The sequence below is a fragment of the Rhodococcus sp. P3_B8 genome (assembly GCF_056402775.1).
Window position 1 is genome coordinate 1 of record NZ_JBFUGT010000479.1, and the last position, 3,463, is coordinate 3,463.

At 65.4% G+C, this 3,463-nt stretch carries 3 protein-coding genes and 1 pseudogene; 3 read left to right on the top strand and 1 reads right to left on the bottom strand.

Annotated features, from left to right (window positions below; translation table 11 throughout):
• The coding region (locus AC1D1G_RS43220; protein ID WP_477956708.1) for a serine hydrolase domain-containing protein at positions 1-675 on the bottom strand (675 nt) is incomplete at its 3' end.
• A 1,002-nt stretch (positions 676-1,677) separates the two neighbouring features.
• Here AC1D1G_RS43220 and AC1D1G_RS43225 point away from each other — a divergent pair.
• From AC1D1G_RS43225 to AC1D1G_RS43235, 3 genes and pseudogenes are all read left to right on the top strand, one after another.
• A complete protein-coding gene (locus tag AC1D1G_RS43225) occupies positions 1,678-2,007 on the top strand; it encodes a hypothetical protein (protein WP_280784479.1) in 330 nt (109 codons plus the stop codon).
• Between the two features lie 280 nt (positions 2,008-2,287).
• Positions 2,288-3,004 (top strand): hypothetical protein, encoded by a 717-nt coding sequence (locus tag AC1D1G_RS43230; RefSeq protein WP_317571213.1) that lies wholly within the window; start codon positions 2,288-2,290, stop codon positions 3,002-3,004.
• A 5-nt stretch (positions 3,005-3,009) separates the two neighbouring features.
• Positions 3,010-3,463: pseudogene (locus AC1D1G_RS43235) on the top strand (SRPBCC family protein); the annotation flags it as partial.

Sequence of the window (3,463 nt, forward strand, 5' to 3'; positions counted from 1 at the left end):
GCCGTGCGAATAGCGATCCGGGATGGTCGCGGCATCGTCGGCGGCGGGAAGCGAGGTTTGCTGCAACCCGAGGGGCCCGAACAATCGATCCCGGAATTGCTCGGCCAATGGGCGCGCGCCGGCCTTCTCGGCGATCAGACCCAGCAACGCGAAATTCGTATTGCTGTACTCGTAGGAGGTGCCCGGCGGGAATTCCGGCGGGTGCCGGAACGCGATATCCAAGACCTCTTGCGGCGTCCAGGCCTTCGCCGGGTCGGTATCCAGAGTGGCCGCGAACTCGGGCGAGTTCGTGTAGTTGTACAGCCCACTGCGCATCGTCAACAGCTCTGCGACGGTGATGTTCTCGCCGTTGGGCACATCCGAAACGTAGGTGGACACCGGGTCGCTGAACTCGAGCTTCCCGTCCTGGGCGAGGAGCACGGTCAGCGCCGCAGTCATGGTCTTGGTGTTCGACGCGATCCGGAAATGGGTGTGTTCGTCGGGCGGCGTCTGCGCGCCCAGTTCGGTCGTACCGACCACGGCGTCGACGCTCCCCTGGGGGGTGCGGAGCTGCACCACCGCGCCGGGTACGAGCAGCTCCTCGGCCGCCGCGTTCACAGCGTCCTGGAATGCGGCCGGGTCGATGGGTTTCAGCGCCGACCCCGTTGGTGCGGCGGCGGTCGTCGAGGCGGGCACTGCACCGTTCGACGTCTGCGAGGTCGTCGGATCGGAAGTGGTCGAGCAGCCCGCGATCGCGACGGCAACGCCCACCGCGAGTGCAGCGGCGCGGGTGGTATTCAGTGTGCGGCACCGGCGCCCTCCGACCGTCCGGCTCGCCACGTTCCCCACCGGAAAATTCCTCATCGTCGGCATCACCGCCTCTGCGGCAGAGTTCGATACCGCGCCGATGAGCGGTACCAGCTGGGCAGATCTCCTTGTGCATCCTAACCCCGATGCCCGCCCGCTCCTTCGACTTCACCGGAACAATCTCCCGCGGAGAAAACATACTTCTCCACCTTCACGATGGGCCCCGAGGAGACAGGATGCGGGCACCGCACTGACAGYCGATCACCGGTTCACCTCCTCCGACACCGCTCATCATCACCCGCAACAACCCGCACAGACGAACGCGGCGCCGGAGATCCGCCGCACCTGCAGCGCCCACTAAATCCGCTCCCGTTTCAAGAATGGTCGCGAGGGTAATTGCGGTGTATGGGCGCACGAGTGAGGACAAGCGGCCGGAGCACACCGGCCAGGCCTGACCGTGGAGGCACTTCCTCTCACAGCAAGACCACGGACAACGACAAGCCGATGGCCACCGCCACGGCGGCGACAAGTCGATCACATCAGACTTCGAAGAAGTCGACGCCGCCCGCCGGCGCAGCCTCGGGGCGGCTGCCACGAAGACGACCGTTGCCCCCTAGGCGACCGGCAGCCGAAAAATCACCCTCCACGTCACGCCACAGCGCCCCCGGGAGAAGGAAACCGGCACCCCGAACGGACCGCCCCGACGCCACGAAGCCGACGGCCCGGAAGCGTCCCCGAGACACCGGGTCCCACGTAACGGCGCGCCCTCGGTCCACCACGCCGACTCGTCAGCGCAGGCCTGACCCGATCTCGCAGGAGACCGAACGCGGACTGTTGTCGCGGTCGGTCGAGGCGGTCATCGCATGGCTTAAAGACCACGTTCACCGGCTCATGGACGCGATTCGAGAACGCGGCGACACGGTGACGCAGAATATTCGGCAGAAGTTCAGGGAATGGATGGACACGCTCGTCGATACGATCGCACAGAGCGACGCGGGGATCAACGCCGTAATTGCAGGCATTCGGGCCGCCCTGACCGGCAAGAATCCTGTGTGGGCCGCGATCAAAGCGCTCGTGTCCGGGTTGAGCGGCAAGGCCAAGGTCGCCCTGGTTCTCGTCCTGGTCCTCGGGGCCCTGCTCGCGCCGGTACTGCTCGTGGTCCTCCTGCTGGTGCTCGTTGTCGCGGCGCTGGTGGCGGCGGTGCGCGCCGCCGCCGAGTGAATTCCCCTAACCTTCTCCGTGAACAGGGTTGCTGCTGAGGCACATTCGATTTTCGGTGCCAATCCGCAATCTMGAGACAGTCGACGTGGATGCGTGGCCGCGGAAAGCTGCCCGAACCGGATTTTCTGGTGGTGGTTGAGTGTCCCGCAGCTGGGGTAGTCGACAAGCGGCGCCCCATACCGCGCAGGGTTTTGCGAGACATTGCCGAGGACGGTTCTGCCACACATTGCCGAAGTGGGCGAGCGGTGCGCCGGCGACTACTCGGTAAAGGGGTTCGACGATGAAAACCAAAGGTCAGGTGGCATTGGCCGTCGGCGCAGGATACATGCTGGGCCGTACACACCGAATGAAGATGGCACTGATGCTCGCGGCCGCGGGTGCGACCGGACGCTTCCCCGGCGGGCCACGCGATTTACTGGAACGCGGTACGAAGATGCTCGCGAGCTCCCCCGAGTTCGCCAAGATCAGCGACTCGGTGCGCGAAGAGCTGGTCAGCGCGGCGAAGGCCGCAGCGGTCACCGCCGCAAGCCAACGCATCAATTCGCTCAACAACCGCCTCCTGTCAAGCGGCGGAGAAGTCGTCGGCGACGTGGGCGACACCGTGGACGACACCGCGAGTGGTGTCGGCAATTCCGTAGGCAAGCTCAGCAGGCTCGGAAAACTCGGTCGCAAGCGACGCGGCCGGTCCGAGGACGAGGAGTACGACGAGTCCGAAGTCGAGGAAGAGCCGGACGAACAGTACGCCGATGAGGAAGACGAGTACGAAGAGCCCGACGAGGAAGACGCTGCCGACGAAGATACCGCCGACGAGGAACCCGCCCCACGCAAGCGGCCCGCCGCGCGTCGACGGACTTCCAGCAACGGTAGCTCCCGGCCGACCAGCAGATCGCGGAGCGCGAAGTCCGACGAGGATGACGAAGAGGCCCCTACCAGGGGCCGCAAGACACGGGCGAAAGCCACGACTAATTCTGCGCCCGTCCGGCGCGGCGGACGGTGAGCACGATGACGAACGCCGCGAAGAAACTGCGAGAAACTGCGCCGGGTGACGGCAACGGATCGTCCAGCGTGCTCCAGGAAGCAATGCAGAAGCTGGTCGGCACGGTGGCCGAAAAAGCGCTCTCGTCGGTCTCCGACAAGGTGCAGGGTGCGTCCGGACGGCTCACCGACTACGCCGAGGGTGGCGGCGGAAGCCTGCTGTCCGCGGTCACCGGCAACGGCAACGGCAACGGCAACGGCAACGGTGACGGTGACGGGGACGAGAAGGGCGATGGCAAGTCACTGTTCTCCGGGTTGACCGACAAGGTGAAGGAGACGGCGTCGGATGTGAAGGACGCGGTCACTGGTGGTGGCGGTGGCGGTAGCGGTAAGGGCAAGAAGCTCAAGTTGACCAATATCGTCGAAACGATCGATGTCGGTGTCCCGGTCCAACTGGCGTATAACCAGTGGACCCAATTCG